Here is a 5,147-nt window from a genome sequence, read left to right on the forward strand (position 1 = left end):
AAGCCTCTCACCGCCGCTGTTTTTCTCCAGGGCCATGCGACAGCCACCGCCGAGACTTCAGCTTCGGCGCGCTGCGTTCTTCGTTTGATGGTTGATGTTTTTGCCGACCACGAACGAAGCAGCCTGACCCTGCGGCACCGGCCTTGCCCGTCTGCCCAGACAGTTCCCGCTTTGCTCGATCACGTGCGCTTATTTTTTGCGCACCAGGATGATTGAACATGAACGACACACTAGATTTTTCCCAGAACACCGACAACGCCCGCGACGACATGACGTCCAACCTGGACGCGTTCGACACCGTTGCCACGGCCGAAGCCGCAGCACCTGAGATCGCCGCGCCAGAAGAGGCCGTGATCGCCGTCCCCAATGGTTTTGTGCAACTGGGCCTGGCGCCCGAGCTGGTGCAGGCCGTTGCCGACCTGAACTACACGCAGCCCACGAAAGTGCAAAACGCGGTGATTCCCAAAGCCATGATCGGTGACGGTGAAAAGCGTTTTGCCGACCTGATGGTGTCCAGCCAGACCGGCAGCGGCAAGACCGCCGCCTTCTTGCTGCCCGTGTTGCACACCTTGCTGCAACAACGCGCTGCCGCTGAAGAGCAAGAGCGCGCCGAATTTGAGCAAGCCACCGCCGACGCGCTGGCCAAAGGCGAAGTCGCCCCCAAGCGCCCCAAGCGCAAGGACCCGACCAGCCCGCGCAACTTCAAGGCCGCCACCCCTGGCGCGCTGATTCTGTGCCCGACGCGCGAACTCGCCCAACAGGTGGCGCACGACGCCATCGACCTGGTGCGCCATTGCCGTGGCCTGCGCGTGGCCAACGTGGTGGGCGGCATGCCTTACCAGTTGCAAATCGCCAAGCTGCAGAACGCCGATCTCGTGGTCGCCACGCCTGGCCGCTTGCTGGACCTGCAGCGCTCGCAACAGCTGAAGCTCGACAAGGTGCAATTCCTGGTCGTGGACGAAGCCGACCGCATGCTCGACCTCGGCTTCTCCGACGATTTGGCCGAAGTCAACGACCTGACCAGCCAGCGTGGCCAGACCATGATGTTCAGCGCCACCTTTGCGCCGCGCATCCAGCAGCTCGCCATGCGCGTGATGCACGACGGTGGCAAGCATGTGCAGAAGATCCAGATCGACTCGCCACAAGAGCAGCACACCAACATCCAGCAAAAGCTGTTCTGGGCCGACAACGCTCAGCACAAGCGCCAGCTGCTCGACCACTGGTTGCGCGACACCACCATCAACCAGGCGATTGTTTTCTGCAGCACGCAGATTGAATGCGATGGCCTGGCCAACGACTTGCAGCAAGACGGCTTCTCGGCCGTGGCCTTGCACGGTGCGCTCAGCCAGGGCATTCGCAACCGCCGTCTGATGGCTTTGCGCCAAGGCCAGGTGCAGGTTCTGGTGGCCACCGACGTTGCTGCCCGCGGCATCGACGTGCCCACCATCACCCACGTGTTCAACTTCGGCTTGCCGATGAAGGCCGAGGATTACACCCACCGCATTGGCCGCACTGGCCGCGCTGGTCGTGATGGCCTGGCCATCACCTTTGCCGAGCTGCGCGACCGCCGCAAGATTGGTGACATCGAAGCCTTTGTGCGCCAGCGCATCACGGTCGAAACCATTCCGGGCATGGAGCCGCGCCAGCGTGCGCCTATGGCCGAACCGTTTGGCCGCAACAACGGCAACAGCCGTGGTGGCCCTGGCCGCAGCAACGACCGGTTCGCCGATCGCCGTGGCAACACCGGCGGCGGTGCTGCCCGTCCTCCGCGCTTCGAAGGCCGTGGCGATGCGCCGCGCTTTGAAGGCCGTTCGGAGCCGCGTTTCGAGAACCGCCAGGACAACCGTTTCGACAACCGGGGCGACAGCCGTCCGGCTGGCCGTGGTTTTGGCGACCAGGCACCTGCACGCCCGGGCGCGAAACCACAAGGTTTCTCCAGCTTTGGCCGCAACGAACGCAGCGGCGGTGACCGTGGTGGTTTCGACCGTCCCGCACCACGTGGCGAATTTGCCCCGCGTCGCTCCGAGGGTGGCCCAGCGCGCCCAGTGGCACGCCGCAGCCCGCGCTGATCGCAGACAAAATGGGCCGGACGCTGTTCCCGGCCCAGATTGCTGACCAAGCCCCCACCTGTTGGGGGCTTTTTTTTTGTTTGCTTGAGCCCCGTGCTCAACCAAGCCAAACGATACGCTGGGGGCGCAGGCTCCTAGGAGCCTGATGCCGTGCCCGCATGTTTTTTCCGCCATCCCGCAGGCGTCGTCTGATGTTCGCGCTTGAAGGCCCTGTGAAACGCAGGTTCCGATTCGTAGCCCGCGTCATCAGCGATGCGCGCGATGGGATCGGTGGTTTCGGCGAGGCGGCGGGCCGCCTGTTGCAGGCGCCATTGGCTCAGGTAGCGCATGGGAGGGTTTCCCATCAGTGCCGTGAAGCGTTCGGCGAACGCCGAGCGCGACAGGCCCACTTCGCGCGCCAGGGTCTCGGCGGTCCAGGCGCGGGGCTCGCGTTCGCCGTGCATGAGCGCCAGGGCGTGTCCCACCATCGGATCGCGCAGGCCGGCGATCCAGCCGGAGGCGGGCGCTCGCGGGCTCTGCAAGTACTGGCGCACCGCTTCCACGAACAGCAGCTCGGCGAGCTTGCCGAGCATGGCGGGGGACATGGCGATACCGTCGCCTTCGCGGGCCATGGCGCGGCGCGATGACGCGAAGCGCAGCGAGCTTTCGATCCATCCGCTGACGGCCGCATCGCCCCCATTCAAATGCAACACGCGGGGCAAGGCACTGATGAGTGGGTTGTTCGCTTGGTTGTGACCGAGGAAGCCGCAAAAGAAGTGCGTGTCGGCGCTATCCGCCGAGCCGTAGACCAGGCGCGTCGGGTCGTTGCCTGCGCCCGGTTCAAAAAGGGCGCTCACATCCAGTGGGGCGGTACGCAGGTCGCTGCCGATGCGATGTCCGTCGTTGCGTGGCAGGATCACCACGTCGCCCCGTTGCGCACGAATGGGGGGCTCGCCGTCGACCTGCACGGTGAATTCGCCGGCGCAGACGTAGTGGTAGGCAATGATGTGGCGTGGCAGCGGGAGAAAGCCCGCGCAGTCGCCAGGCTCTACCTGGGAGAGCACGCACCAAGGCGCGGTGAACGAGGCTTCCAGGAACACACCGCCGGTCAGGCGCATGGCGCGCAGGATGTCCAGCAGCGGGTCGGAGCGGAGCGCGGCGTCCTGCATGGTTGATGGCGTTTCGGCAAAAAATGCCAGCGTTTTGGCGATGGTTGGGCGATAAAGTGCTTCCTAGAATACATCTGCCGGCCCCAAGGGCGCAACATCGGAGAGCGTCTTGTGGGGCCGGCAATGCACACCATATTGCAGGAGCATATCCATGATGACCGACCTACAGGGACACGCCCTCAGCGGCGCCAACCACGAGGCGCTTGCGGCCTACGAAGCATCCGTTGCGGCCTTCCAGCTTTATCGGGGCGACCCCATGGCCAGCCTCGCGCAGGCGATCTCGGTCGCGCCGCGTTTCGCGATGGCACACGTCCTCCAGGGCCATTTGCTGGCCTTGGCCACCGAACCCGACTGCGTGGCCATGGCGCGGGACGTTTTGAAAGGCCTGCGTGAGATGCCGCTGAACGAGCGCGAGGCTTCGCACGCCGCCGTGATCGAGCGCGTGCTGGACGGTGAGTGGACCGAGGCCGCGTTGACCATGGACCACCACAACATGCGGTACCCGTATGACGTCGTGGCGCTGCAGGTGGGACACCTGATCGATTTTTACCGGGCCAACGCGCGCAACCTGCGCGACCGCATCGCGCGCGCACTGCCACAGTGGTCGCCCGAGATGCCGGGTTACGCCATTTTGCTGGGGATGTATGCCTTCGGTCTGGAAGAGTGTGGCGACTACATCCGTGCCGAGGCCACGGGCCGCGAAGCACTGGACTTGGAGCCGCTGGATTGCTGGGCGCACCATGCTGTGGCCCACGTATTGGAGATGCAAGGCCGCGCGCAGGACGGCGTGGGATGGATGCGCATGCGCGAGCCGTTCTGGTCGGGGGACGACAACTTCTTCAAGGCGCACAACGCGTGGCACGGCGCGCTCTGTTATCTGGACCTGGGCCAGACACAGGAGGTACTCGGCATCTACGACGGTATTGTTCGCAAGACACCCAGCGCCGTGGCGCTGGACCTGGTGGACGCATCGGCCTTGCTCTGGCGTTTGCACCTGGTGGGGGTCGACGTGGGGGACCGCTGGCAGGAAGTGGCGCGGGCCTGGGACGCGCATGCCGATGGGCAGCTCTACCCTTTCAACGACTGGCACGCGGTGATGGCCTACCTGGGTGCAGGCCGGTTGGCCGATGTGCAGCGCTTGGCCCATGTACTGCGCCAGGCCGATGGCAAGACCGAGGTTTCACGCTGGGCCACCGATACCGGCGCCGACCTGGTGCAGGGCTTTGCCGCACACTGGACCGGTGAGCACGACACCGCGGTGCAGCATCTCTACCGCGCGCGCCACATCGTCAACCGTTTCGGTGGCAGCCATGCCCAGCGCGACATCATCGACTGGACCCTCACAGAGTCGGCCCTGCGCACTGGCCAGAGCGGCTTGGCCGAGGCGTTGGCGCACGAGCGCCTGGCACAGAAGCCGCACAGTCCGGTGAACCGCGGTTTCCTGCTGCGTGCGCGCGGCGTACAGCCTCGGGCCGAGTCACATGTGAAACCCGGTCGGGGCGCCGCGTTGGCGAATTGAGCGGGCGGCGGCTTCGAGCGGGGTGGAGGACAGATCCGCCATCTGCCTCGCGGCTTCAAAGGTCCAGGACCAGGCGCTCGCTTTTGGAGCGGGAGCAACAGGGCGTGAACTGGTCGTTTGCAGCGTGCTCGTCGGGGGTCAGGTATTGGTCCCGGTGATCGGGCGCGCCACTTTTCACCCGCGTGAGGCAGGTGCCGCAAACGCCTTGTTCGCAGGACATGAGCACGTCAACACCGGCCTTGAGCAAGGCTTGCAAAGCCGTGGAGTCGGCCGGCACCGTGATCACCTGGCCGCTGCTGGCGATTTCGATTTCAAACGGGCCGTCGGTGTCGCGTGCCGTGGGGGCGGCGCTGAAGAATTCGTAGTGCAAACGCGCTTCTGGCCACGCTTGGGCACGCGCGGTGTTCAGCA

At 65.2% G+C, this 5,147-nt stretch carries 5 protein-coding genes; 3 read left to right on the forward strand and 2 right to left on the reverse strand.

Features of this window, described 5'->3' with window-relative positions; genetic code table 11:
- A partial coding sequence (locus ABYB95_RS16670; RefSeq protein WP_372659679.1) for a hypothetical protein occupies positions 1 to 216 on the forward strand: 216 nt, incomplete at its 5' end.
- Between the two features lie 53 nt (positions 217 to 269).
- Positions 270 to 2,069 carry a DEAD/DEAH box helicase gene (locus tag ABYB95_RS16675; RefSeq protein WP_372659683.1) on the forward strand — a complete coding sequence of 600 codons (1,800 nt, stop codon included), beginning with the start codon at positions 270 to 272 and terminating at the stop codon, positions 2,067 to 2,069.
- Between the two features lie 134 nt (positions 2,070 to 2,203).
- Here ABYB95_RS16675 and ABYB95_RS16680 read toward each other — a convergent pair whose 3' ends face one another.
- The gene (locus ABYB95_RS16680; protein WP_372659680.1) at positions 2,204 to 3,217 is read right to left on the reverse strand and encodes a cupin domain-containing protein; all 1,014 of its coding nucleotides are present in this window, start codon (positions 3,215 to 3,217) and stop codon (positions 2,204 to 2,206) included.
- Positions 3,218 to 3,368: 151 nt separating this feature from the next.
- Between ABYB95_RS16680 and ABYB95_RS16685 the strand changes: the two genes are divergently transcribed.
- Positions 3,369 to 4,736, forward strand: a complete 1,368-nt coding sequence (locus ABYB95_RS16685; protein ID WP_372659681.1) for a tetratricopeptide repeat protein — start codon at positions 3,369 to 3,371, stop codon at positions 4,734 to 4,736.
- Between the two features lie 55 nt (positions 4,737 to 4,791).
- Here ABYB95_RS16685 and ABYB95_RS16690 read toward each other — a convergent pair.
- The coding region (locus ABYB95_RS16690) for a 2Fe-2S iron-sulfur cluster-binding protein (protein ID WP_372659682.1) at positions 4,792 to 5,147 on the reverse strand (356 nt) is incomplete at its 5' end.

The sequence above is a fragment of the Hydrogenophaga sp. genome (genome assembly GCF_041633695.1).
Lineage (GTDB): Bacteria > Pseudomonadota > Gammaproteobacteria > Burkholderiales > Burkholderiaceae_C > Hydrogenophaga.